The 24,760-nt window shown below is 46.6% G+C and carries 24 protein-coding genes; 17 read left to right on the top strand and 7 right to left on the bottom strand.

Translation table 11 applies throughout. From position 1 onward, the window contains the following. Position 1 precedes the first annotated feature (1 nt). Positions 2 to 547: a DUF3157 family protein gene (locus tag AACT18_RS01045; RefSeq protein ID WP_094125644.1), complete on the top strand. Its 546-nt coding sequence runs from the start codon at positions 2 to 4 to the stop codon at positions 545 to 547. Here the strand turns inward: AACT18_RS01045 and trhA are convergent. Beyond that, entirely contained in the window at positions 544 to 1,203 is a 660-nt protein-coding gene (gene trhA, locus AACT18_RS01050) for a PAQR family membrane homeostasis protein TrhA (RefSeq protein ID WP_088720688.1), read from the bottom strand. The genes AACT18_RS01045 and trhA overlap by 4 nt on opposite strands. A 433-nt stretch (positions 1,204 to 1,636) precedes the next feature. Here trhA and AACT18_RS01055 point away from each other — a divergent pair, with 433 nt between their 5' ends. From AACT18_RS01055 to AACT18_RS01080, 6 genes are all read left to right on the top strand, one after another. Then, complete coding sequence (locus AACT18_RS01055; protein ID WP_010319922.1) at positions 1,637 to 1,804, top strand: hypothetical protein; 168 nt, start codon at positions 1,637 to 1,639, stop codon at positions 1,802 to 1,804. 107 nt (positions 1,805 to 1,911) lie between these two features. After that, entirely contained in the window at positions 1,912 to 2,178 is a 267-nt protein-coding gene (locus AACT18_RS01060; protein WP_029189868.1) for a YihD family protein, read from the top strand. Between the two features lie 269 nt (positions 2,179 to 2,447). Beyond that, the gene (ccoG, locus tag AACT18_RS01065) at positions 2,448 to 3,866 is read left to right on the top strand and encodes a cytochrome c oxidase accessory protein CcoG (protein WP_094125645.1); all 1,419 of its coding nucleotides are present in this window, start codon (positions 2,448 to 2,450) and stop codon (positions 3,864 to 3,866) included. A 46-nt stretch (positions 3,867 to 3,912) separates the two neighbouring features. Further along, positions 3,913 to 4,899, top strand: a complete 987-nt coding sequence (locus AACT18_RS01070) for a serine/threonine protein kinase (protein WP_026028515.1) — start codon at positions 3,913 to 3,915, stop codon at positions 4,897 to 4,899. Positions 4,900 to 4,929: 30 nt separating this feature from the next. Continuing rightward, positions 4,930 to 5,529 (top strand): thiol:disulfide interchange protein DsbA/DsbL, encoded by a 600-nt coding sequence (locus tag AACT18_RS01075; RefSeq protein WP_094125646.1) that lies wholly within the window; start codon positions 4,930 to 4,932, stop codon positions 5,527 to 5,529. 234 nt (positions 5,530 to 5,763) lie between these two features. Beyond that, on the top strand, positions 5,764 to 6,723 hold the full coding sequence (locus tag AACT18_RS01080; protein WP_094125647.1) for a DUF2860 domain-containing protein: 960 nt from the start codon (positions 5,764 to 5,766) through the stop codon (positions 6,721 to 6,723). Between the two features lie 5 nt (positions 6,724 to 6,728). Here the strand turns inward: AACT18_RS01080 and AACT18_RS01085 are convergent, their stop codons facing one another. Further along, positions 6,729 to 8,252 (bottom strand): YifB family Mg chelatase-like AAA ATPase, encoded by a 1,524-nt coding sequence (locus tag AACT18_RS01085; RefSeq protein WP_094125648.1) that lies wholly within the window; start codon positions 8,250 to 8,252, stop codon positions 6,729 to 6,731. 477 nt (positions 8,253 to 8,729) lie between these two features. Here AACT18_RS01085 and ilvG point away from each other — a divergent pair, with 477 nt between their 5' ends. The 6 genes from ilvG to acuI all read left to right on the top strand — a co-directional run bounded on the left by ilvG (position 8,730) and on the right by acuI (position 16,139). Continuing rightward, positions 8,730 to 10,376: an acetolactate synthase 2 catalytic subunit gene (ilvG, locus tag AACT18_RS01090; protein ID WP_094125649.1), complete on the top strand. Its 1,647-nt coding sequence runs from the start codon at positions 8,730 to 8,732 to the stop codon at positions 10,374 to 10,376. Continuing rightward, on the top strand, positions 10,376 to 10,660 hold the full coding sequence (ilvM, locus tag AACT18_RS01095) for an acetolactate synthase 2 small subunit (RefSeq protein WP_094125650.1): 285 nt from the start codon (positions 10,376 to 10,378) through the stop codon (positions 10,658 to 10,660). Before ilvG ends, ilvM begins: the two co-directional genes overlap by 1 nt. Positions 10,661 to 10,672: 12 nt before the next feature. Further along, on the top strand, positions 10,673 to 11,611 hold the full coding sequence (gene ilvE / locus AACT18_RS01100) for a branched-chain-amino-acid transaminase (protein ID WP_010319931.1): 939 nt from the start codon (positions 10,673 to 10,675) through the stop codon (positions 11,609 to 11,611). A 16-nt stretch (positions 11,612 to 11,627) separates the two neighbouring features. Then, the gene (gene ilvD / locus AACT18_RS01105; protein WP_094125651.1) at positions 11,628 to 13,469 is read left to right on the top strand and encodes a dihydroxy-acid dehydratase; all 1,842 of its coding nucleotides are present in this window, start codon (positions 11,628 to 11,630) and stop codon (positions 13,467 to 13,469) included. Positions 13,470 to 13,472: 3 nt separating this feature from the next. Continuing rightward, complete coding sequence (gene ilvA, locus AACT18_RS01110; protein ID WP_017046359.1) at positions 13,473 to 15,011, top strand: threonine ammonia-lyase, biosynthetic; 1,539 nt, start codon at positions 13,473 to 13,475, stop codon at positions 15,009 to 15,011. 147 nt (positions 15,012 to 15,158) lie between these two features. Beyond that, positions 15,159 to 16,139, top strand: a complete 981-nt coding sequence (acuI, locus tag AACT18_RS01115; protein WP_017047824.1) for an acrylyl-CoA reductase (NADPH) — start codon at positions 15,159 to 15,161, stop codon at positions 16,137 to 16,139. Between the two features lie 46 nt (positions 16,140 to 16,185). Here acuI and AACT18_RS01120 read toward each other — a convergent pair whose 3' ends face one another. Further along, on the bottom strand, positions 16,186 to 17,130 hold the full coding sequence (locus AACT18_RS01120; protein ID WP_019281698.1) for a LysR family transcriptional regulator: 945 nt from the start codon (positions 17,128 to 17,130) through the stop codon (positions 16,186 to 16,188). Between the two features lie 156 nt (positions 17,131 to 17,286). After that, positions 17,287 to 17,472, bottom strand: a complete 186-nt coding sequence (locus tag AACT18_RS01125; protein ID WP_010319936.1) for a hypothetical protein — start codon at positions 17,470 to 17,472, stop codon at positions 17,287 to 17,289. A gap of 133 nt (positions 17,473 to 17,605) precedes the next feature. Between AACT18_RS01125 and tusA the strand changes: the two genes are divergently transcribed. Beyond that, positions 17,606 to 17,854: a sulfurtransferase TusA gene (gene tusA / locus AACT18_RS01130; protein ID WP_010319937.1), complete on the top strand. Its 249-nt coding sequence runs from the start codon at positions 17,606 to 17,608 to the stop codon at positions 17,852 to 17,854. A 91-nt stretch (positions 17,855 to 17,945) separates the two neighbouring features. Here tusA and AACT18_RS01135 read toward each other — a convergent pair whose 3' ends face one another. Together AACT18_RS01135 and AACT18_RS01140 are read right to left on the bottom strand one after the other, a co-directional pair. Beyond that, positions 17,946 to 18,206, bottom strand: coding sequence for a hypothetical protein (locus AACT18_RS01135; protein WP_010319938.1), 261 nt, complete (start codon positions 18,204 to 18,206; stop codon positions 17,946 to 17,948). 155 nt (positions 18,207 to 18,361) lie between these two features. Continuing rightward, positions 18,362 to 18,916 carry a TMEM165/GDT1 family protein gene (locus AACT18_RS01140; RefSeq protein WP_017046363.1) on the bottom strand — a complete coding sequence of 185 codons (555 nt, stop codon included), beginning with the start codon at positions 18,914 to 18,916 and terminating at the stop codon, positions 18,362 to 18,364. 414 nt (positions 18,917 to 19,330) lie between these two features. Between AACT18_RS01140 and glyQ the strand changes: the two genes are divergently transcribed. From glyQ to AACT18_RS01155, 3 genes are all read left to right on the top strand, one after another. Further along, positions 19,331 to 20,248 carry a glycine--tRNA ligase subunit alpha gene (glyQ, locus tag AACT18_RS01145; protein WP_013855568.1) on the top strand — a complete coding sequence of 306 codons (918 nt, stop codon included), beginning with the start codon at positions 19,331 to 19,333 and terminating at the stop codon, positions 20,246 to 20,248. Between the two features lies 1 nt (position 20,249). Further along, complete coding sequence (gene glyS / locus AACT18_RS01150) at positions 20,250 to 22,331, top strand: glycine--tRNA ligase subunit beta (RefSeq protein WP_019281084.1); 2,082 nt, start codon at positions 20,250 to 20,252, stop codon at positions 22,329 to 22,331. Between the two features lie 213 nt (positions 22,332 to 22,544). Then, on the top strand, positions 22,545 to 23,792 hold the full coding sequence (locus AACT18_RS01155) for a valine--pyruvate transaminase (protein ID WP_010319942.1): 1,248 nt from the start codon (positions 22,545 to 22,547) through the stop codon (positions 23,790 to 23,792). 68 nt (positions 23,793 to 23,860) lie between these two features. Here AACT18_RS01155 and AACT18_RS01160 read toward each other — a convergent pair whose 3' ends face one another. Next, positions 23,861 to 24,298 (bottom strand): Hsp20 family protein, encoded by a 438-nt coding sequence (locus AACT18_RS01160; RefSeq protein WP_088731324.1) that lies wholly within the window; start codon positions 24,296 to 24,298, stop codon positions 23,861 to 23,863. Positions 24,299 to 24,760 lie beyond the last annotated feature (462 nt).

Raw genomic sequence — 24,760 nt, forward strand, 5'->3', positions numbered from 1 at the left:
GATGAAGACAATACCTGTGATAATGATGCTGTTAAGCATGACAGCAAGCGCCGTATCTTGCGCGCAAGTTCTGACCTTAGAAGATGGCCGCCAGGTGAAACTCAATGATGATTTCACATGGCAATATGTTGAACCGCAATCAATGTCGCCGGAAACCGTCATTCACGCGGCCCCTATTGCTCAAAAAGCCCGAGCAACCACCTTTGAGATGGGGAGTGAAAAACCGATTTTACAACTGTCAGATTCTGGAGTGGAAGTGGTACTCGGCGCGGCTTACTACCAAGGAGATACACTCGTTATCCCAACAGCCATCACCAATCAAAGCTCGCAATCTGTCATTGCGGTAGTGCTCAGCATCATTCTTTATGACGAGCAAGGTCAACCACTGCTCACTCAGCAGTTACCCATTTGGCAATCCATTAAACGGATGGCTGATAGCTATTTACGCCCACAAACTCAAGCGCAAGGAAAGCCGATTCCCCTTCAGGTTGATCGCCAGCAAGGCTATCAAATTTCGGCCAACATTGAGCGGGTCGAAATGCGTTAAGCACTTACTGGGTGAACAAAAAGGTAAACCGCAAAAAAGTGACAAGCACTGCCACCTAGCACGAATAAATGCCAAATCGCATGGTTATAGGGAATGCGTTTCGCTACATAAAAAATCACCCCGAGCGAATAGACCAAACCACCAACAGCAAGTAGCACCAAACCACCGACCTCGATATTGAGAGCCAGTTGGTAGATCACAACCAAGGATAACCACCCCATCGCCAAATAAGTCACTAGTGAGAACTTTTTAAAACGATAGACAAAGGCAATTTTCATGATGATACCGAGCAGCGCCAGCAGCCAGATCACCACCATAAGACCTATCGCCAAAGGAGTGCGAAGGCTAACCAACAAAAAGGGAGTGTAACTTCCGGCAATCAGTAGATAAATGGCACAGTGGTCGAACGTTTTTAGCCAGCGTTTGGCTTTCGGTGTCGCAACGGAGTGATACAGCGTTGAAGCAAGGAATAACGCTATCATGCTGCCACCATAGAGACTCATGCTGATATAAGTCAATGCATCGGCCTGCGCACTTGTTGCCTTGATCAGCAGCAAGACTAAACCAACAAAACTAAGCAATAGCCCCAAACCATGACTCAGTGCATTCGCCCGTTCTTCACCAGCACCATAGCCGTCATTGTCAACAGCAGACATAAACACCATACCAAAAGCAACAAAATGTAGGCTTAGTATTGCACACCTCAGCTTACAGTTGTAAGCCTAAATGAAGATTTCATAACGAACGGGTATCAAGGAGAGCGATAAATCGCGAGTTTTTTGTAAACGACATAGGTACCTCCTATTTAACAAAACGCGATGCAATGCCGATCAGATGACAAACTCAACCAAGCATCTCACACAATTTTAAGCTTTATTTGCAAGAATATTCATCTCAACAATCGTTCAACTATCGATCAATTCAAAACTTGGTGCTAATCTAACTACGATATGAAAGCATATCGTTATTCCTGAATCATTATTTGGATTGGCGAGAGCCAGAAGAGCCACCCTTCAATTATGAAGCTCAACTCATGGTGATTCAGGCCATTAGATTGGCAATGGATGTGCCTGACCGTTAGGTTAATGAATGCGCCCAACAGCTGTCAGGTTTTCGCACACAAACCGTAGTGCAATGCGTCGTCGTAGTGGTTTTGCTGCTGCTCCGACTGCAAAAAAAGTCGCTCCAGCAATGACTTTAGTTGAAAAAAATGCCCTTACTGCATCGAGCACAACTAATGTTGTTCAGGCAGCATAATTAAAAAGCGCAGCTAAACCCTGCGCTTTTTCTTTGCGCTCAATTGGACTTCAATCCGCAATTTGATACCTTTACTCAAAATACTTATAAAAATTGGGGAAAAGAGAATGCAATGTCATCGAATTGAAGAGCTAATTGAACTACTTGCGCCTGAATGGCAAAAAGATCAGCAGCTCAACTTAATGCAATTCATCACCAAACTGGCTCAAGAAGCGGGTTATAAAGGACCTTTAGAAGCACTCACGGATGATGTATTGATCTACCATCTAAAAATGCGCAACAGCGCCAAAGACGAAATGATTCCTGGCCTGAAGAAAGATCAGGAAGATGATTTTAAAACAGCCATTTTACGCGCGCGTGGCATCATAAAATGATGTAGCCCCTGTGATAGTGATCAAGATAGCGGCCTTATTAGGTCGCTTTTTTATTATTAGCGATAAGCCTCACGAGTTGAGGCTTTATTGTTAAAGGTTGATAGTGTTAAAGAAATAAAATTGTTATTGGCGTTATACTTGCCGCTTAATAAATAAAGATTGAACAATGATAATTTCTCATCTTGGTATTGTACCCAAAGAGAAAACAGCAATGTCGCAGAGTGTGAACTAAAAGAAATCACACCTTACAGCCCAACAAGGATCATTTCATGAGTCAGGACAAAATCGATATAAAGGATGTGACTCCTAAAATATTCAACCCCAAAACTCACAAAGGCAACGGTGACCGTTTTAACCCTAGCAACCGTATTTATGTGCGCGAAAGTAAAGGTACTTATCAACAACTCCGCCGCTATGGTGGCTGGTTTTTACTGCTGCTTTTTACTTTAGTACCGTGGATCTCTTATGGTGATCGCCAAGCGATTTTGCTCGACATCGGCCACCAGCAATTTAACTTTTTCGGCACCACACTTTACCCACAAGACCTAACTCTACTGGCCCTGTTGTTTATGATTGCGGCATTCGGCCTGTTTTTTATTACCACTTTTCTTGGCCGTGTCTGGTGTGGCTATCTGTGCCCGCAAACTGTGTGGACATTTATCTACATTTGGTTTGAAGAAAAACTCGAAGGCGCCGCCAATAAACGCCGCAAGCAGGACTCAGGAAAACTCACAGCTAATCTTGCTATAAGAAAAGCCATCAAACACATTGCTTGGCTGGCGATTGCACTCGGTACTGGTTTTACTTTTGTCGGCTATTTCGTCCCGGTACGCGAACTCGTGGTGAACTTTTTCACACTCGATGAAAGTTTCTGGCCCGTCTTCTGGGTACTCTTTTTCACCCTTTGTACTTACGGAAATGCAGGCTGGATGCGTTCGATCGTCTGCATCCATATGTGTCCTTATGCTCGCTTTCAGTCTGCGATGTTTGACAAAGATACCTTTATTGTTGGCTATGACAGCAAACGCGGTGAAACTCGCGGGCCACGCGCTCGTAAAGCCGATCACAAAGCACTCGGTTTAGGTGACTGCATTGATTGTGATTTGTGCGTACAAGTGTGTCCGACTGGCATCGATATTCGTGATGGCTTGCAGTACGAATGCATTAACTGCGGCGCTTGTATTGATTCGTGCGATACCACGATGGAACGTATGGGCTATGAAAAAGGGCTCATCAGCTATACCACGGAGCACCGCCTCTCCGGCCACCACACCAAAATACTCAGGCCTAAATTGCTCGGTTATGGCACGGTACTGCTGGTGATGTTTGGCTTATTCATCGCTCAAGTAGCCAGCGTTGATCCGGTCGGCTTAAGTGTATTGCGTGATAGAAACCAGCTATTTAAAACCAACAGCAATGGTGAAATTGAGAACACTTACACCTTGAAAGTCATCAACAAAACTCAGCAAACGCAAGAGTATAAGCTTGACGTGAAAGGACTATCGGACGTCTCTTGGTATGGTAAACAAACCATTCAAGTCAAACCAGGAGAGGTATTGAACCTACCAACCAGCCTTGGCGTCGCTCCTGACAAACTCAGCTCTCCTATAGCGACGATTCAGTTTATACTCACGGACAGTAACCAATTCACGATAGAAGTTGAGAGCCGGTTTATTAATAAACTCTAACTTCGTAACGAATGGAAAAGGGCTCAGTAATGGGCCCTTTTTAATCATGACCAAAGCTTCTTTCCATTTTGATGCACTCACCCCTGATACCATGTGGTATGCCTTAGAAAGCATCGGCATTCGTGCTGAATCAGGATTTCTGGCACTCAACAGTTACGAAAACCGCGTTTATCAATTCATCGATGAAGAACGCCAACGCTATGTGGTGAAATTCTATCGACCTCAGCGCTGGAGTGTTGAGCAAATTCAAGAGGAGCACGATTTCACACGCGAGCTGTACGCGGCGGAAATTCCGATTGCTGAGCCATTACTCATCAACGGTGCAACCTTACATCACTATCAGGGCTATCATTTCGCGCTGTTTAACAGTGTGGGTGGGCGGCAGTTTGAAGTGGACAATATGGACCAATTAGAAGGCGTGGGCCGATTTCTTGGACGCATTCATCACATAAGTGCCACTCGTACATTTGTTCATCGCCCGACCATCAGCTTAGATGAGTATCTTTATCAACCCAAACAGCTATTGGAAAATGCGTCCTTTATACCTCAGCACTTGCAAAATACCTTTTTCAGTGACTTATCGTTATTGATCAACAAAATTGAACAGCAATGGCCAGCAAAATCCGCGGCCATCCGCTTGCATGGTGATTGCCATCCAGGCAATATTTTGTGGCGAGATGGGCCTATGTTTGTCGATTTAGACGATGCTCGCAATGGACCAGCAGTACAGGATTTGTGGATGCTACTCAATGGCGAATTGCAAGATAAGCGAATGCAGTTGGACATTATCTTAGAGTCGTATCAAGAGTTTCACGATTTTAATCCAGCCGAATTGAAACTAATTGAACCGTTACGCGGTCTACGAATGGTGCATTACATGGCATGGTTGGCCAAACGATGGCAGGACCCTGCTTTTCCACTCGCCTTCCCTTGGTTTAATGACCCTAAATATTGGGAAAGCCAAGTGCTTGCGTTTAAAGAACAAATAGCAGCATTAGACGAGCCTACGCTCTCACTAATGCCACAATGGTAAGTCACCTTGAAGCAATAAATGGAGTACACAATGAAAAAGCTTTTTGCACTGGTTGCAACCTTACTGCTGAGCTTATCGGCTCATGCAGCCCAATTTAAAGAAGGTGAGCATTATAAAGTGCTTGATCTTGAACCCTCTAAAAATCCAACCGTGACGGAGTTTTTCTCCTTTTACTGCCCACACTGCAATACCTTTGAGCCGATCATCGCCCAACTGAAAAAGCAGCTCCCACAAGGGGTTACTCTGCAGAAAAACCATGTTTCTTTTATGGGTGGCTCTATGGGTAAATCAATGAGTAAAGCTTACGCCACCATGCTTGCCCTCAAAGTTGAAGACAAAATGGTGCCCGTGATGTTTAACCGCATCCACACGATGCGTAAACCACCAAGAGATGATGCGGATCTACGCCAAATCTTCCTAGACGAAGGTATTGATGTAGCAAAATTTGATGCCGCCTTTAATGGTTTTGCCGTCGATTCAATGGTGCGCCGCTTTGACAAACAGTTCCAAGAAAGCGGCCTTTCAGGTGTGCCTGCTGTCGTGGTTAACAATCATTATTTGGTGCAGGGACAAGGTGTTAAATCGACCAATGAATACTTCGAACTGGTCAATTACCTACTGACCAAGTAATCATTCCCAAATGAGGAGCACAACGGCTCCTCATTTTTACTTAATCAAGTTCAACCTTGCAGCGCTTTCTCATACAACCAATCTTGAAACACAAGCCATCGCAGCACAAAACTGTGTATGCCTAAGACAAAGCTCACCCTTCATTCATAAAACGGTCAGATTAGTTTTATCGTGTCGTCATCCAAGTTTATTCATATACTTAACCACTATTGAATCAAAGTATGGAAACTCCTAATGAATAAATACCTGTCCATGACGCTTGCTAGCGCTCTGGCTTTTCATGTATCTGCCGAACTGGCTCCAGAAACAGGTTTAAGTGGTGAGATTGCCATTAATACTATTTTTGCATCTTCCCAATCATCATTTGATACGGGTGGAGATGAGCGTATTACATCACTCGAAACAAAGAGTAGCCGGCAGTCAAACTTTGCCGTTGGGCCTTTGGGTAACCTTGCTTACACCTTCGGGGACAAGCGTCAACAACAGGTTTATCTAGGCACCTCACGTGATGATATTGCCGTCGGTACTTTAGCGCTTCAGCTGGGCTATCAATATGAGATGGAGACAGGTACCGTGGTTGATGTGGCTTTTTTGCCGACCGTGATGTCTGGAAAAACCTGGGCTAACCCTTACCAACTAAACAGTCAGCGCCAAGAAACCGATGAGTCAGGAAATGCCTACCGATTAACATTCAATAGTATTCAAGGCAGCCCATGGACTATCGATGTCGCTTACGCGACCAAAGAGATCGACAACGATCAGTTTCCAAGCCCTGAACTGGCTCGTGATGGTAAAAGTTACTACCTAAAAGGGCAGTACCGTTACTCTCTGAGCCCAACCAGTTTGTTACAGCCCTCCATCACTTATATCAACCACCAAGCGGATGGCGACGCCAATACTCATCACTCTTACGCCGCCGATCTCTCCTACTTCACGTTTATCAATCGCCATAAACTGGCGCTGACCGCTGGTTATACCAAGCGCGACTATCAAGGTGGAAATTCACTGTTTAATCACACTGTGCGTAATGACGATGAACTGAGCCTATTCTTCGCGTACGAATACAGCCAATTTATGGATTGGGATGATTGGTCATTAATCGCTTTAGCCGGTTATAACCAATCGAGCTCAAACCTCTCGTTTTACGACGAATCGTCTCTCTTTACAGCGCTAGGGTTAAATTACCAATTTTAAGTTCATTACACCGCTTGTGCGGTCAGTTGTTTCAACAAGCGGTCCATCGCTCGATAGCCGAGCGCTTCCGCTAAATGGGGCTTAGCAATCTGCTCGGCCCCTTCTAAATCAGCAATCGTACGTGCCACTTTGATAATGCGATGATACGCGCGGATGGAGAGCCCTAGGCGGTGCAGTGCATTTTCCAAAAATTCGGCGTCAGCCTTAGTTAAAGGGCAATACTGTTCAATTTCTCGGCTCCCCAACAAAGCATTAACCTTGCCATTACGAATCACCATCCGTTCACGAGCAATCAGCACTCTTTCTTTAACCACAGCCGTTGCTTCACCTCTTTCGCCGCCATTTGCCAACATCCCTTTGGGAAGCGAGGGGATTTCTATCGACATGTCAAAACGATCAAGCAGTGGCCCCGATAAGCGTCCCAAATAGCGCAAAATACTCTGCGGGTTGGCTCTGGCTTGCGTGCCTTCGTAATAGCCGGTTGGGCTGGGGTTCAACGCCCCCACTAATTGAAAGCGAGCTGGAAAACGCGTTTTGCCTTGCGCTCTTGAAATAATAATTTCACCTGACTCTAATGGCTCACGCAATGAGTCGAGCACTTTTCGTTCAAATTCCGGCATTTCATCAAGAAACAATAACCCATTGTGTGCCAAAGAAATTTCCCCCGGCCTCGGAATAGAACCGCCACCGACCAGCGCCGCCATTGAACTGGAATGATGCGGCGAGCGAAATGGCCTTTGCTTCCAGTTGTGCTGGTTAATGTCTTGTGGAGTCAGAGAAGCAACCGAAGCAGTTTCCATCGCTTCATCTTCATTCATTTCTGGTAATAAATCACACAACCGAGAGGCAAGCATGGTTTTACCCGTTCCGGGTGGACCGAGAAAAAGCAGGTTATGGTTGCCCGCAGCTGCGATTTCTAACGCTCGCTTTCCTTGCTGTTGACCAATGATATCTTGCAGATCGCGAGTATTTTTCGCTCGGCATGGTTTAGGTTCGGTTTGAAAAAGAGAGAGGGTTTGCTGGCCACACAAATCAGCGCACACCTCAAGCAGCGTTTGCGCCGATTTATGCTGATCCTTTGCCACTAACGCGGCTTGATCACCATTACCATGAGGCACCACCAAACAGCGCTTGGCTCGATTCGCAGCTAAAGCGGCGGGTAATACACCTTTAACAGGACGCAACTCACCAGATAAGGCTAATTCACCAATAAACTCATACCCATCTAACTTCGTTAGCGCTATCTGCTGTGAGGCCGCCAAAATACCCAACGCGATCGGTAAATCAAATCGACCACCCTCTTTGGGGAGATCCGCAGGGGCTAGATTGACCGTAATACGCTTGGCGGGAAACTCAAAGCGGGAATTAATGATAGCGCTGCGCACGCGATCACGAGACTCTTTGACCGTCGTTTCTGGCAAGCCGACCAACGTAAAACCGGGCATACCATTGCTAATATGCACTTCAACTGTCACTGTCGGTGCTTGCACGCCAACACTGGCTCGGCTGTGAATAATTGCGAGTCCCATTTCATTCCTTTGTGGTTGTTTAAAAAGTGTTCGTTCTGTTTCTGCGCCCTTATTTGCACACGAGAGATTGTTATATAGCTTGTTGTGATGCTGAAAGAATGTGAAAAAAGAATGAGTTTTTGCTTGTCATTTAACGGAATTGTGTGTTACCACTAGAGACGCAAACAATTTCGTAAGATATTACGCCAACTATTTTAAGAATTAAGTGATGAATTTGAACGCTCACATTAACCTACTGCTAAGCCTGATTATCGTGGTCATTATTGATTCCGCGCGGGGGCTAGTGGGCGCAAAATAACCACCAGATTCAAAAGACCCCCGCACTGAAAAGTCCGGGGGTTTTTTTACAACTATTAAACTAAAAAGTTCATACTGGTTGGCGATTATCCAACCCGATATGGCAGGAAGAATGGGAGCGCACATGAAGTGCAAACACAACATGGTTTACTGTGCCATACACAGTTTGGGAGGGTTACGATGACAGGAGCACAACTGGTTGTAGCCGCATTAAAGCAGCAGGGAATCAAAACCGTTTTTGGTTATCCCGGCGGTGCTATCATGCCAATCTATGATGCATTATACGATGGCGGTGTAGAACACATCCTCTGTCGCCACGAACAAGGTGCAGCCATGGCGGCGATTGGCATGGCGCGCTCGACACAAAATGTCGCGGTGTGCATGGCCACCTCAGGACCAGGAGCGACCAATTTGGTCACCGGTCTTGCCGATGCATTTCTTGACTCAATCCCCCTTGTCGCCATCACCGGCCAAGTCGCAAGCTCACACATTGGTACCGATGCTTTTCAAGAGATGGACGTGATTGGTATGTCACTCTCTTGCACCAAACACAGCTACCTCGTTACCGATATCCACGATCTCGCACCCACCCTTGCCGAAGCCTTTGAGGTAGCAAAAGCGGGTCGCCCCGGCCCGGTGATTGTGGATATCGCTAAAGATGTACAACTGGCAAAAACCCCCGTGACTGAGCTACCTGCATTCACTGCGCCAGCCATGCCAGTTGCCAGCCAAGAGCAGCTTCACGCAGCGCAACAACTGCTTTCACAAAGCTCTCGTCCTGTATTGTATGTTGGCGGTGGCGTTCAACTGGCCAAAGCGACCGATTCCGTACGCGAGTTTTTACGCCTCAATCCGATGCCATCAGTAAGCACTTTAAAAGGCTTGGGCACGATTGAGCGCCATGACCCGCATTACCTTGGCATGCTTGGTATGCACGGGACTAAGGCGGCAAACTTGGTCGTTCAAGAGTGTGATTTGTTGATTGTGGTTGGAGCGCGCTTTGATGACCGAGTAACGGGAAAACTGGATACTTTTGCACCACACGCCAAAGTGATTCATATCGATATCGATGCGGCCGAGTTTAATAAACTCCGGATCGCCAATGCGTCACTACGTGGTGACATCAATCTCATTCTTCCACAACTGGAACTGACGCGTGATATCGCACCGTGGGTTCACCACAGTGAAAGTTTGCGCAGTGGCTTTAAGTGGCGCTATGACCACCCGGGCGATCTCATTTTTGCACCATTGTTACTCAAACAACTGTCCGACATGATGCCCGATTCAGCCATCGTCTCAACCGACGTTGGCCAACATCAAATGTGGGCCGCGCAGCACATTCAGCCGCGTGCTCCACAGAACTTCATCACCTCAGCAGGCCTTGGAACTATGGGCTTTGGGTTGCCCGCCTCAATGGGCGCTGCCGTTGCTCGCCCAGATGATCAATCCATTCTCATTTCTGGGGATGGCTCGTTCATGATGAATGTTCAAGAACTTGGTACGCTCAAGCGCCGCCAAATCCCGGTCAAGATGGTACTACTGAACAACCACCGTTTGGGTATGGTGCGCCAATGGCAATCGCTGTTCTTTGATGGCCGCCATAGTGAAACGATTTTGGATGACAACCCAGATTTCGTGATGCTAGCTAAGGCGTTCGATATTCCTGGCAAAACCATCACCAAAAAAGAAGAAGTTGAACCGGCACTTAAAGAAATGCTGGCCAGCAAAACAGCTTATCTGCTTCACGTTTTGATTGATGAAGAAGAAAACGTATGGCCGCTTGTACCACCGGGCGCCTCAAATAGTGATATGTTGGAGAACACCTAATGGATAGATACCTATTAGACATCAAAGCCGATGATAAACCGGTGCTATTAGAGCGTGTTCTGCGCGTGATTCGCCACCGTGGTTTTGTGATAAAACAAGTGGCCGCAACGCAAAATCATTCCAGCAAAGTCGCCAGTGTTGAAATCATTGTTGATAGTGATCGCCCCATCAGCACACTGATCAATCAAATTGAAAAATTATGGGATATTCGCAGTGTCGATGTCACCCCAATAAAAAATAACGAACTACCGAATAACAATTTACAACAAAAGATTTGTGCATAAGGAAGGCAATAAATGGCAACAAAAACTGCAGATTACATTTGGTTCAACGGTGAAATGGTTCCGTGGGCAAATGCAAACGTTCATGTACTGACACACGCAATGCACTACGGCACCTCGGTGTTTGAAGGTGTGCGTTGTTATAACACTCCTAAAGGTCCAATCGTCTTCCGTCATAAAGAGCACGCTCAACGCCTAAAAGATTCAGCAAAAATTTACCGTTTCCCTATCCCCTATACGATAGAAGAGATCATGGAAGCGACACGTGAAACATTGCGCGTCAATAAACTGGATTCAGCCTACATTCGCCCACTTGGCTTTGTTGGCAACGTCGGCCTTGGCGTTTGCCCCCCAGTGAACACTGAAATGGAGTTAATCATTGCCGCCTTCCCTTGGGGTGCTTACTTAGGTGATGAAGCGCTAGAAAATGGTGTGGATGCGATGGTTTCTAGCTGGCATCGCGCTGCGCCAAACACCATTCCAACCGCAGCCAAAGCGGGTGGTAACTATTTATCGTCTCTGCTTGTCGGTGGTGAAGCTCGTCGTCATGGCTATGCCGAAGGTATCGCCTTAAGCGTGGATGGTTATTTATCTGAAGGTGCAGGCGAAAACATTTTCGTCATCAAAAACGGTGTGCTGCTCACGCCACCAACCACCAGCTCCATCTTGCCGGGTATCACGCGTGATTCGATCATGACGCTGGCTAAAGAAATGGGTTACGAAGTGCGTGAAGTGAACATTGCGCGTGAAGCACTCTACCTTGCTGACGAAATTTTTATGACTGGCACCGCCGCCGAAATCGTCCCTGTACGGAGCGTAGACCAAATTACGGTTGGAGAGGGTAAACGTGGGCCAATCACGAAAGTGATGCAAGAAGCTTACTTTGGCCTATTTAACGGCACCACTGAAGACAAGTGGGGCTGGTTGGATTACGTGTACCCACAACCGAAGTAATAGAGGACGATAGACAATGCCAAAGTATAGATCCGCAACAACGACACACGGACGTAATATGGCTGGAGCGCGCGCATTATGGCGCGCCACTGGCGTCAAAGATGAAGATTTCGGTAAGCCGATTATTGCGGTGGTTAACTCGTTCACTCAATTCGTACCGGGCCACGTGCACCTCAAAGATATGGGTCAATTGGTTGCGGGTGAAATCGAAAAAGCCGGCGGCATCGCCAAAGAATTTAATACCATCGCGGTAGATGATGGTATCGCCATGGGGCATGGCGGCATGCTGTACTCACTGCCCTCACGCGAGTTGATCGCAGACTCTGTCGAGTACATGGTTAATGCGCACTGCGCTGACGCGATGGTCTGCATTTCCAACTGCGACAAAATCACCCCTGGGATGATGATGGCGGCACTGCGCATTAATATTCCCGTCATCTTTGTTTCTGGCGGGCCAATGGAAGCGGGTAAAACCAAGCTTTCTGATCAAATCATCAAACTCGATTTAGTCGATGCGATGATCCAAGGCGCTGACCCTAAAGTCTCCGATGCACAAAGTGAACAAATTGAACGCTCGGCCTGCCCAACCTGTGGTTCTTGTTCTGGCATGTTTACCGCCAACTCGATGAACTGTCTCACCGAAGCGTTGGGGCTTTCTCAACCAGGTAATGGTTCGATGTTGGCCACGCATGCCGATCGTGAGGCGCTCTTCATCAACGCAGGTAAACGCATTGTTGAATTAACCAAGCGTTATTACGAGCAAGATGATGCATCCGCCTTACCGCGTAATATTGCCAACAAAGCCGCGTTCGAAAATGCGATGGCGCTCGATATTGCCATGGGCGGCTCAACCAACACGGTATTGCACCTATTAGCAGGCGCTCAAGAAGGTGAAATCGATTTTGACATGAGTGATATCGACCGCATGTCACGCCGCGTACCTCATCTGTGTAAAGTCGCGCCATCGACTCAAAAATATCATATGGAAGATGTACACCGCGCGGGTGGCGTGATGGCGATTCTTGGTGAACTGGATCGCGCCGGTCTCATCAACAATCAAACTCGCACCGTGTTGGGTTTGTCGATGAAAGAGCAGCTGGCTCAATACGACATCATGCAAACGCAAGATGAAGACGTCTTAACCTTTTTCCGTGCCGGTCCTGCGGGTATTCGTACCACTAAAGCCTTCTCACAACAATGCCGATGGGATCGCCTCGATGACGATCGCAAAGAAGGCTGTATTCGTACCAAAGAGCATGCTTTTAGCCAAGATGGTGGCCTAGCAGTGCTATCAGGCAACATTGCTGTTGACGGCTGTATTGTAAAAACAGCAGGGGTTGATGAAGGTAGCCTGAAATTTGCAGGCCCAGCCGTGGTCTTTGAAAGCCAAGAAAGTGCCGTTGAAGGTATTTTAGGCGGTAAAGTGAAGGCCGGTGATGTTGTCGTCATCCGCTATGAAGGCCCGAAAGGCGGCCCGGGTATGCAAGAAATGCTTTACCCAACCACGTACCTCAAATCAATGGGGCTAGGCAAAGAGTGCGCGCTACTGACTGACGGTCGTTTCTCTGGGGGGACTTCCGGTTTATCAATTGGTCACGTTTCTCCAGAAGCTGCAAACGGCGGAACGATAGGTTTGGTGAACTCTGGGGATATTATCGCCATCGATATTCCAAACCGCTCCATTACGCTCAACGTTTCAGAAGCTGAACTGGCTGAGCGCCGCGTAAAACAAGACCAGCTCGGTTGGAAACCTGTCAATCGCCAGCGTGAAGTCTCTTTGGCATTGAAAGCCTACGCCAGTATGGCCACCAGCGCTGATAAAGGGGCTGTTCGAGACAAATCTAAGCTAGAGGGCTAGCGGATGAGCGACTCAGGTAACGCAACTCAAACTGGCGCAGATTATCTGCGCCAGATCCTGCGCGCCCCCGTGTATGACGTCGCAACGGTGACGCCACTGCAGGATATGCCTCGCTTATCGGCGCGCATCAAAAATCGCGTTCAGCTCAAGCGTGAAGATCGCCAGCCTGTGCACTCTTTTAAATTACGCGGCGCTTATAATATGGTGTCGAGTTTATCTGAGGTGCAAAAACAAGCTGGGGTGATTGCCGCGTCAGCAGGCAACCACGCGCAGGGAATGGCTCTATCGGGAACAAAATTAGGCATTAAAACCACCATTGTGATGCCTAAAACTACCCCTGATATCAAAGTCGAAGCGGTGCGCGGTTTTGGCGGTTTGGTGATTTTGCATGGCAACAACTTTGATGAAGCCAAAGCCGAAGCGGAACGCTTGGCTCACGAGCAAGGTTATACGTTTGTCCCACCGTTCGATCACCCACTGGTCATTGCAGGGCAAGGCACGATTGGCATGGAAATGCTGCAACAAAATGGCCACCTTGATTACATTTTTGTACCGGTCGGCGGTGGCGGTTTAGCCGCTGGGGTCGCGGTGCTCATCAAACAGCTGATGCCAGAAATCAAAGTCATTGCGGTTGAACCTGAAGATTCTGCTTGTTTAAAAGCAGCACTCGAGGCAGGTAAACCCGTGGTGCTTGACCAAGTCAGCATGTTTGCCGACGGTGTCGCGGTAAAACGTATTGGTGATGAAACCTTCCGTTTGTGTCAGCAATACATTGATGGCCACATCACGGTATCAAGCGATGAAATCTGCTCGGCGGTTAAAGATATCTTCGAAGACACGCGTGCGATTGCCGAACCTTCTGGAGCGCTTGCTCTGGCTGGTCTGAAGAAATTCGCGGAAAAACATAAGCTGGTGGATAAACAGTTAGGCACCGTACTTTCAGGGGCTAACACCAATTTCCACGGCTTGCGTTACGTGTCGGAGCGATGTGAGCTAGGCGAAAAACGTGAAGGGCTTTTGGCGGTGACCATACCTGAACGTCAAGGCGCGTTTTTTGAGTTTTGTAATATCATTGGCGGTCGCGCGGTCACCGAGTTCAACTATCGCTATAACGATGACAAGCTGGCCAACATTTTCGTCGGTGTACGCCTGTTAAGTGGGCAAGAAGAGCTCGACAACATCATTCACGATTTACGCCAAGGTGGCTACCCTGTGGTGGATCTATCGGATGATGAAATGGCCAAACTGCATGTCCGTTATATGATTGGAGGCAAACCCTCTAAGCCGCTAAAAGAGCGATTATACAGCTTCGAATTTCCGGAATATCCGGGCGCTCTGCTGAAATTTCTCAGCACGCTTGGCACACACTGGAACATTAGCTTGTTTAATTACCGCAATCATGGCGCCGATTATGGCCGCGTATTGTGTGGTTTTGAACTCGAAGAGAGCGATTTAAACCGCTTCTCCGCTCACCTTAGAGAATTGGGTTACCAATGCAAAGATGAGACGGACAATCCTTCATACCAGTTCTTCTTATCCTAAAGCTCAATGCCAGTCCCACGACTGGCATTTTTTATGAGTGATGCATAATACGCATAGAACCAATGCTAAAGTTTCATTTTAGTCATAGTTAATTCAGTACTACACTTAGCGACATCTTATGCTTGCTGTGCCAATCTGGAGATCCGAATGTTTAAAGCGTTAATCCTTAATCAACAAGAAAAAAACACAGTTGCCACCATTGAACAAATCGACGAATCACAATTACCGCAAGGTGAAGTTTTAGTCGCGGTCGATTACTCATCATTGAATTACAAAGATGGTTTAGCCATTACAGGTAAAGGCAAAATCATTCGCAATTTCCCTATGGTACCGGGCATTGATCTTGCGGGAACCGTACTTGAATCCCAAGATACTCGCTACCAAACCGGTGATAAAGTTGTACTAACCGGTTGGGGAGTGGGTGAAAACCATTGGGGTGGTATGGCGCAAAAAGCACGCTTGAAAGCCGATTGGTTAGTGCCACTCGCGCACGGCCTTGATAGCAAAAAAGCGATGATGATTGGCACTGCTGGCTTTACCGCCATGCTTTGCGTGCAAGCCATTTTAGATGCGGGTATTCAACCGGAAAAGGGTGAAATATTGGTGACGGGTGCCAGTGGCGGCGTGGGTTCAGTTGCTGTAACACTATTAGCTAAGCTAGGTTATACAGTTGCTGCGGTAACTGGTCGTGTTGAACAAAATGGTCCACTGCTAGAAAAACTAGGAGCAAGCCGCGTTATTGATCGCAGCGAATTTGAAGAGCCAGCTCGTCCGCTGGAAAAACAGATTTGGGCTGGCGCGGTCGATACAGTAGGCAGCAAAATGTTAGCCAAAGTGTTAGCCCAAATGGACTACAACAGCACAGTTGCCGCGTGTGGTTTAGCGGGTGGTTTTGATTTACCCACCACCGTCATGCCGTTCATTTTGCGCAATGTACGCCTGCAAGGTGTCGACTCCGTCTCTTGCCCGCTAGAAAAACGCATGGCAGCATGGGAAAGCTTAGCGAAACTGCTACCTGCAAGCTACTTTGAGCAAGCGTGTGAGGAAATCACCCTCGAACAAACAGCGCAGTACGCTGAAACGATCACCAATGGTCAAGTGACTGGTCGCGTGGTGATTAAGCTTTAAACCATTCATTCATCAAGCTTTGGTCTTACTCAAAGCTTGATGATTTTTATCCCTCTAACTGCATCTCTTCAATACGCTTAGCAATCAACCGGCTGCACTCTTGTTTGACGATCTGCCTTAACCATTCTTGGGCAGGAGAATGCTCACATCGCGAGTGCCAAATCATAGAGTAGTCAAACGGCGTAAACTGAAACGGTAACAGCTTCACCACTAATGCGTAACGTTCTGCCACTAAATAGGCCAGATCCGCAGGCACCGTAATAATCAATGGCATGGTATCAACAATCGCTAGCGCAGCTTCTAAATGATAGGCTCTGAGCACCATTTTCCGTTTAGGCTGCCCACTTAATGCTTGTTCAATTAAGGCATTAACACCATCACTGATCGCAATCATCGCATGAGGGTATGTCAGGTAATCCGCTAAAGAGATCTGCCGATTCGCCAACGGATGGTGTTGGGAGAGCAAACAAAGCACACCGACTCGCCCAAGCACCTCACTCATCAACGGTGCTACTGGCGACGTTGGGCGACAAATCGCTAAATCAGCTCCTTCATAAGTCAGTTGATCGGCCAACCTATCATGCTGCAAAGGTAAAAACTCAAACGACACGTTTGGTGCCTCTTGATATATCCTTGGTAAAGCAAACGGTAAGATGGTCTGCATTGCGTAATCTGTCGTGGCAATGGTGAAGGTTTGTTCACATTGCTGGGGGTCAAATTCAATAGGTGAAAGGATTTGACGTAGAGACTCCAATGGCTCGCCTAAGGCGCGATTAAGCTCCAGCGCTTTTTCAGTCGGAATGAGATGCTGACCTTGGCGCGTAAAAAGAGGATCATTGAGCAGATCACGTAACCGACCTAATACACGGCTCATGGCTGACTGGCTAAGATTTAAACGCTGGGCCGCTTTACTGACACTGCTCTCTTCTATCAACACTCTCAGTGCAATCAATAAATTCAGATCGCGACGATAGATATCTTCCAACTCCATGCAATAACCCCACTTTTGTCATTGGTAAATAGGCTCAGTGTACGCGTTAGGCAAAAAAAATCCCGCCTTTCAGCGGGGAAGCCCAAGAAAATGGGGATAGTGTCGGAATGTGTTACGTGTCGTATTAGTGCAATGCGTTGATCAATATGTGATGGATTAGTGATTCTGCTCTTCTGAGATGCCTTTCCAAAGATGCATCTCAAGCCAGATCCCAACCAGTGACGCACTGACACCAAAAAGTGGCATCCATGACGTTTCTGCAGGCGTTCGCATCACTAAGGCACAAAATGAGATAAAGCAGAGAACCGAATAAATGGTTAACCTATCAAGCGCTGTTAACATAAGTGCCTCACTAAATTGTTATCAACTTGTTAAGTAAGTTAAAACAAAAAGATCACTTTGCCAAGTGGTTATTGAATATTTTTTCCTCGCCAGTATTATCTACGCCTTGCGATAACATCGATTAGGTTTGAATATGACATTTGATCCGGCACTTGCCACACAAACACTCGAAGCCGAAGGATTGCGCTGTCCCGAGCCTGTAATGATGGTCAGAAAAACCATTCGAACCATGCAAGATGGCGAAATTTTACTAGTGAAAGCCGATGACCCGTCAACCACTCGAGACATTCCCAGTTTTTGCCGCTTTATGGATCATCAGTTAATTGCGGAGAAAGTGGACACATTGCCCTATCTCTATTTGATTAAGAAAGGATTGAGTTAAGCCTCGATCTAAGTAATGCGTACGCAAAAGAAAAGGCGACCTCAAAAAGGCCGCCTTTTGCTATTGATTCATTGATTCATTGCGCTGCACACTACTCATTAAACTCGATGGTGCGGATCTCTGATTGCAGTTTTGTTATCTGCTTTTGCAGGGTTCGAATTTCATCGTGCATCGGGATAATGTGCGCAACTCGGATCCAAGATTCCACCATTAAGCCACACAATATGATTGCGCCGGCCACCATGGGTAGCCACATTTCCGTCAACGCCATACCCAACAACGTCAGCACAAAACCGAACGTAAACAAGTAACTTTGGCTCTTGGCGGTCATTCCCATATAACGTGTCAGCATATGCATTCCCTCTTAGACTTGCATCATCTAGCACTACAGTAACATGACCAGTATGGCATAAATTTGTCACTCATCACGCAACCGTAGACGTTGGGCGACAAGTTGAGTAATAAATTGTGTCACGCTCACTCGCCCAATCATCTAATCGATTGGAATTACCAAATCGCCGCGCCGATCGCTAATATCAAAAAGAGTACCGCCGTGATTTTACGAATAAGTCCTAGCGGCATTTTATCGGCGGATAATTTACCAATCAGCACCACAGGTACGTTAGCCAGCAACATACCAATTGTCGTTCCGAGCACCACCCACAGTAGAGCATCCGCATACTGCGCACCAAGAATAGACGTTGCTATTTGGGTTTTATCGCCAATTTCAGCGACAAAAAAAGCAATAAAACTGGCGACAAAAGGACCTCGATTGGTAATCTTTTCATCACCGTCGAGTTTGTCTGGAATTAATACCCAACCCGCCATGGCAAGGAAGCTGGCGACCAACACCCATTTAAGGATTTCTGGTGACAGGTAATCGGCAACGACCACGCCCAGCCAAGCAGCGAGTGCATGGTTAACCATCGTTGCGACAAAAATGGCGGCAATAATAGGCAAAGGTTTACGATAACGACTGGCTAGCAGCAGAGAAAGCAGTTGGGTTTTATCGCCAATTTCAGCTAAGGCGACGGTAGTAATTGAAATAGCTAATACGCTCACGACAGGCTCAATGGGGCGGGATAATTATAATAACCATAGACAAACGCCACTCCCCACCCCGGTTTGTGATGTTTGTCTAAGGTCTTGCTAAGCTAAAATGACTTTAGCCTCGAACGCCACGGTGATTTGGCACCAATTATGTTGACGAACGAACCGTTAAGATAAGAAATCTCACTGGTAAGCTACTCCCCAAAGACGGCGCAATTCTAATCAGGCCGAGTGAAAATCTCAAGTTAGAAATAAGTCAAAATCGTTCATGTGCAGGAATTTGGCACAATCGATGCGATAAATTCGACCAAAACGGATTTTCGACCATTAATTAAGCAAGATTACCCCTACTCGCTGAGCGAATATCTGGGTATACTTGTTCGTTATTTTCATCCATTCAGACAGAAGAATCGCGCGAACCTGACTATGCAAAAATACGATATCAAAACCTTTCAGGGTATGATCCTCGCGCTGCAGGATTATTGGGCCCAACAAGGCTGTACCATTGTTCAACCATTAGACATGGAAGTTGGTGCAGGAACCTCTCACCCAATGACATGCCTGCGAGCTTTAGGCCCAGAGCCCATTGCAACGGCGTATGTTCAACCCTCTCGTCGTCCAACGGACGGTCGTTATGGTGAAAACCCAAACCGCCTGCAACACTATTACCAATTCCAAGTCATCATCAAACCTTCACCAGACAACATTCAAGAGTTGTATTTAGGGTCTTTAGAGGTGCTCGGTGTTGACCCACTAGTACACGATATTCGTTTCGTGGAAGATAACTGGGAAAACCCAACCTTAGGTGCTTGGGGTCTTGGCTGGGAAGTGTGGCTAAACGGTATGGAAGTAACTCAATTTACTTACTTCCAACAAGTCGGTGGCCTTGAGTGCAAGCCTGTCACCGGCGAAATCACTTACGGTATTGAACGTCTTGCCATGTATATTCAAGGCGTGGATTCAGTGTATGACTTAGTCTGGACAGATGGCCCATTAGGTAAAGTCACCTATGGTGACATTTACCATCAAAATGAAGTCGAACAATCCACTTACAACTTCGAACACGCGGATGTCGATTTTCTTTTCACTTTCTTCGACCAGTGCGAAAAAGAGTGTAAGCATCTACTTGAACTAGAAAAACCGCTGCCACTTCCTGCCTATGAGCGTATTTTGAAAGCGGGCCATGCCTTTAACCTATTGGACGCGCGTAAAGCGATTTCGGTGACAGAACGTCAACGTTACATCCTACGCATCCGTAACCTGACCAAAGCGGTTGCAGAAGCGTACTACGCATCTCGTGAAGCACTCGGCTTCCCTATGTGTAAAAAGGGTGAGGACAAATAAGATGGCAAAAGAATTTCTAATTGAATTAGGCACAGAAGAGCTACCACCAAAACAACTTCGCACTTTGGCTGAAGCGTTTGCGGCTAACTTTGCCGCAGAATTGAAAACCGCTGAACTGGCACACGAAGGCATCAAATGGTTTGCAACCCCTCGCCGTTTAGCACTGAAAGTGACCAACTTGGCCCAAGGTCAAGCGGATAAAGTGGTCGAAAAACGTGGCCCCGCTATTTCTGTTGCTTTTGATGCCGATGGCAATCCAACCAAAGCAGCACAAGGCTGGGCGCGTGGTAACGGCATTACTGTTGAGCAAGCGGATCGCCTAACAACAGAACAAGGTGAATGGCTACTGTTCAAACAGGAAGTCAAAGGCCAAGATGCCAAAGCCATTGTGGTTGAACTTGCCGCCAAAGCGTTAGCAAACTTGCCTATCGCCAAACCCATGCGCTGGGGTGATAAAGAAACACAATTTATCCGCCCAGTAAAAACTCTGACTATTTTGATGGGTGATGAACTGATCGAAGGTGAGATCTTAGGCGTAGCTTCTGCGCGCACCATTCGTGGTCACCGCTTTATGGGCGAAAAAGAGTTCACCATCGATTCAGCAGAACAATACCCAGCGATTTTAGAACAGCGCGGTAAAGTGATCGCCGATTACGATGCGCGTAAAGCGATAATTATTGCGGATGCACAAAAAGCAGCGCTACAGGTTGGCGGTGTTGCCGATCTTGACGATGACTTGGTTGAAGAAGTGACCTCACTGGTTGAATGGCCAGTGGTGCTGACGGCGAAATTTGAAGAAAAATTCCTTAAAGTACCGTCAGAAGCTTTGGTTTACACCATGAAAGGTGACCAAAAATACTTCCCGGTTTATTCTCATCAGATGAGCGACGCGAATAAGCAATTGCTGCCTAACTTTATTTTCGTCTCTAACATCGAGTCGAAAGAGCCTCGCCATGTTATCGAAGGCAACGAGAAAGTCGTTCGTCCACGCTTAGCGGACGCGGAATTCTTCTTTAATACCGATCTCAAAAGCAAATTAGTCGATCGTCTACCACGACTAGAAACCGCGATTTTCCAGCAGCAGTTGGGTACGATTAAAGATAAAACTGACCGTATTACTGAACTGGCTGGTTACATTGCAGAACAGATTGGCGCGGATGTAGAAAAATCAAAACGTGCGGGCTTACTGGCTAAATGCGATTTGATGACCTCAATGGTGTTTGAATTTACCGACACGCAAGGCGTGATGGGTATGCATTATGCTCGCCATGACGGAGAAGCAGAAGAAGTCGCCGTTGCACTAAACGAACAGTACATGCCACGCTTTGCTGGCGATGCTCTGCCAACCAATGGCGTTTCCGCCGCTGTGGCAATCGCAGACAAGCTAGACACCATAGTCGGCATCTTCGGTATTGGCCAAGCACCAAAAGGCTCGGATCCCTTTGCTCTGCGTCGCGCATCACTGGGTGTACTGCGCATCATCGTTGAATACGGCTATAACTTGGACTTAGTTGACCTCGTAGCAAAAGCGAAATCGCTGTTTGGTGATCGCCTTACCAACGACAACGTTGAGCACGATGTAATTGAGTTTATGCTTGGCCGTTTCCGTGCTTGGTATCAAGATGAAGGTTTTAGCGTCGACATCATCCAAGCGGTACTTGCTCGTCGTCCAACCAAACCCGCTGATTTTGACAAACGTGTTAAAGCGGTTTCCCACTTCCGTGAACTGGAAGCGGCTGAAGCCCTAGCGGCGGCAAACAAGCGTGTCGGTAACATTTTAGCGAAATTTGACGGTGAACTGGCTGCAGAAATCAACCTAACACTTCTTCAAGAAGCGGCCGAAAAAGCCTTAGCGGAAGAAGTGGAAGTGATGACCGAAGCACTAGAACCTGCTTTCGCTACCGGTGATTACCAACAAGCATTGAGCAAGCTGGCAGCACTACGTGAACCTGTTGATGCTTTCTTTGATAATGTCATGGTGATGGCAGACGATGAAGCATTAAAACAAAACCGTTTAACGCTGCTCAACAACTTGCGTAATCTGTTCCTACAAATTGCTGATATTTCACTGCTGCAAAAGTAGTCGCTGATATTTCGGCACACAAATTAATCTATCAAAGCCCAGCGGCCATCCGCTGGGCTTTTTGTTTTATCTGACCGCAGTGTGTTATTTGGCGAAAAATAGTGCTTTGACTCGCAAAAACATTGGGGTATGTTCAAGGATTACTCGATGGGCGTGGCATCGTTTCATGCCCCTTTATGCAAGCAAATACAAGAATGAATTAGGCAGTCAGCAATGCAGTTTTCGAAATTTGGTGAAAAATTTAATCAGTATTCCGGTATTACCCAGTTAATGGACGATCTCAATGATGGCCTGCGCACTCCCGGAGCCATTATGCTCGGCGGTGGTAACCCAGCCGCCATTCCCGCCATGATTGACTACTTTCATCAAACCAGTGCTGACATGCTTAGCAGTGGTGAACTGATCGCAGCCCTCGCCAACTATGATGGCCCACAAGGTAAAGATCTGTTCGTTAAATCTCTCGCAAAACTGCTCAAAGAAACCTATGGCTGGGAAATCAGTGAAAAGAACATCAGCTTAACCAATGGCAGCCAGAGTGGATTTTTCTATCTATTTAATCTGTTTGCTGGCCAGCAAGCTGATGGTTCACATAAGAAAATTTTACTGCCATTAGCGCCTGAATATATTGGTTATGGTGATGCCGGGATAGATGAAGATATTTTTGTCTCCTATCGCCCAGAAATAGAACTACTCGACAATGGCTTATTCAAATACCACGTGGATTTTGAAACCTTGAGCGTGGATTCGTCGGTAGCCGCCATTTGTGCTTCCCGTCCAACCAATCCGACGGGAAATGTGCTCACAGAACAAGAGATCCACAAGCTCGATAAGCTGGCTAGAGAGAACAATATCCCACTGATTATCGACAATGCATACGGCGTTCCATTTCCCAACATCATTTTTGAAGAGATTGAACCCTTTTGGAATGACAACACCATTTTATGCATGAGCCTTTCGAAACTGGGTTTACCCGGTGTGCGCTGCGGTATCGTCATTGCCAACGAAACCATTACCCAAGCATTAACCAACATGAATGGCATCATTAGCTTAGCGCCAGGCAGCATCGGCCCAGCCATTGCTCATCATATGATTGAAAAAGGCGATCTATTAAGGCTCAGTCGCGATGTGATCAAGCCCTTCTACCAGCAGAAATCACAAAGAGCAGTCGAGTTACTCAAGCAAGCCATTAGCGACCCGCGCTTTCGTATCCATAAACCAGAAGGGGCGATCTTTTTATGGCTCTGGTTTGATGAGCTCCCTATAACCACCATGGAACTTTACCAACGTCTAAAAGCCAGAGGAGTATTGATTGTACCGGGTGAATATTTCTTTATTGGTCAACAAGACGATTGGCAACACGCGCATCAGTGTCTGCGCATGAACTACGTGCAAGATGATGAAGCCATGCAAAAGGGCATTCAAATTATTGCTCAAGAAGTGGCATTAGCTTATCAACAGTAATTCATCCTTTCTGCCATGAAAAAGAGCGCCAAAAGGCGCTCTTTCACTACTTTAATGTGGCCAGTAACTTAATTGTTCTCAATTAAGTTTTTACCATTAATCGCAATTTTACGTGGTTGCATCGCTTCAGGTGTTTCACGTTCAAGATCCACGTGTAGCAAGCCATTTTCCATTGTGGCTCCGAGTACTTTGACATAGTCGGCCAATTGGAATTTACGTTCAAAATCGCGCTCAGCAATACCTTGGTAGACGTAGTTTTTATTCTCTTCGGGTTTACGTTCGCCACGCACAATCAGCGTATTTTCTTGTTGAGTAATCTCAATCTGCTCTTCAGAAAAACCAGCTACCGCCATCGTGATGCGATATTTATCGTCGTCTTGCTGTTCAATATTGTACGGAGGGTAACCCGCAGAGCTATTCTTCGCTGAACTGGATTCCATCATGTTTAATAGACGGTCAAAACCAATTGCGTTGCGGTATAAAGGAGTGAAATCTACTGTTCTCATCATACTATCCTCATCATAAGCAATAGCCTTAGCGCATAGACGCTAAGCCGTTAGCAGCCATTCTTTCAACATGGAGCTAACAACACATTTAATAATCACAACACAAGGCTCCTCTTAAGAGAGCAAACCTGTGTCGCCATTCCAGAGGTCCTTACGGCATCCTCTTCATTGATAGATATAGGGGCACTAAAATTCTTTTCAAGGATTTTTTGAAAAATTTTTTAGTTCCCGCTAAAGCGAACAGAAACTAGAAAGAGGACATCGAATCAAACTGATACTCCGTAGAGTTACAAAGCCTTCATTAGCAGGATATAGAGTCAATACAGAGACATAAAAAAGCCTAACGATATCATTAGGCTTTATTTTGCACTTTAACCGATGAAAACTTATTTTATTTTCCGCGTTTTTTCCTTTCTTTAATTACACTGCTTTCTTCCATTTTTTCTTGCTTTAATTTCCGCT

Origin of the sequence: Vibrio sp. V04_P4A5T148 (assembly GCF_963875605.1) — a bacterium.
Classification (GTDB): Bacteria; Pseudomonadota; Gammaproteobacteria; order Enterobacterales; family Vibrionaceae; genus Vibrio; species Vibrio anguillarum.